This is a genomic window from Clostridium sp. MCC344, assembly GCF_018785365.1.
Classification (GTDB): domain Bacteria; phylum Bacillota; class Clostridia; order Lachnospirales; family Lachnospiraceae; genus Pilosibacter.
In genome coordinates this window covers 1-1,046 of the sequence record NZ_WQPQ01000062.1, presented here as the reverse complement: position 1 = coordinate 1,046, position 1,046 = coordinate 1, and the positions used below count along the sequence as shown (strand labels likewise).

The following is a 1,046-nucleotide window of genomic DNA, read 5'->3' as shown; positions in this document are numbered from 1 at the left end:
GAAACGGAGCATAAGGAACTGGCACATACAAATCATAACATAGGAATCGATTTAGGACTTAAAGATTTATGTATTACTTCCGATGGGAAGGTATATGAGAATCAAAAAATTATAAAAAAATACGAGAAACAGCTTGTAAAGCTGCAAAGGCAGCTGTCACATAAAGGAAAGAGAAGCAAGAACTATTATAAAACAAAGAAAAAGATAGCATTATGCCATGAGAAAATAAGGAATATAAGAAAAGATTATCTACATAAAGTTTCACATGAGATTATCAGCGAAAACCAAGTGATAGTTTCAGAGAATTTACAGATAAAAAACATGGTAAAAAATCATCATCTGGCAAAAGCCATAAGTGATGTATCATGGTATGAGCTGACAAGACAGTTAGAGTATAAGGCAAAATGGAATGGCAGGAAATACATCAAAATAGATACATTTTATGCTAGTAGTCAATTATGTTCTGTTTGCGGGTATCAGAATCCAGATACAAAAGATTTGTCAGTGAGGACATGGATATGTCCGAAATGCGGAGCAGAACATGACAGGGATATCAATGCCGCGAAAAATATACTGACAGAAGGATTAAGACAAATAGCATAAAGAAATATATAGGGCAGGGACTGCCCAAATTAACGCCTGTGGAGATAGTAGGTTACGAGGTCGATGAAGCAGGAAGCCCATTGGCTTAAGACAATGGGTAGTTCACGTTATGGATACAGAATGGCAAATGTTGTGTGCGTATAACAAAAAAAACAATATGTTGATGAAATGCAACAGAAGTGCAATGGTAATGAAAAAATGTAAAAAGAAATCAAAAAAATGGTAAAAAATGGTTGACTTTCGCTGAGGGATTTGATATCATAATACTCGCCTTGAGAAAGAGGGCAAAACTTATTGAGAGTCATTAAGAAAGCTTCTTAATTACTTCAAAAAGGTTTAAAAAAGTTCTTGACAAATCAAACGTGATTTGATAGAATAAATGAGTTGCTTCTGAAACACGGAAACAACAAAAACAGTTCCTTGAAAACTGAACAGTATGTAAA

Annotated in this window: 1 protein-coding gene; it reads left to right on the top strand. The window is 34.2% G+C overall.

The genetic code is table 11. The features are described from left to right. The coding region (locus tag GPK90_RS15040) for an RNA-guided endonuclease TnpB family protein (RefSeq protein WP_215703346.1) at positions 1 to 603 on the top strand (603 nt) is incomplete at its 5' end. Positions 604 to 1,046 lie beyond the last annotated feature (443 nt).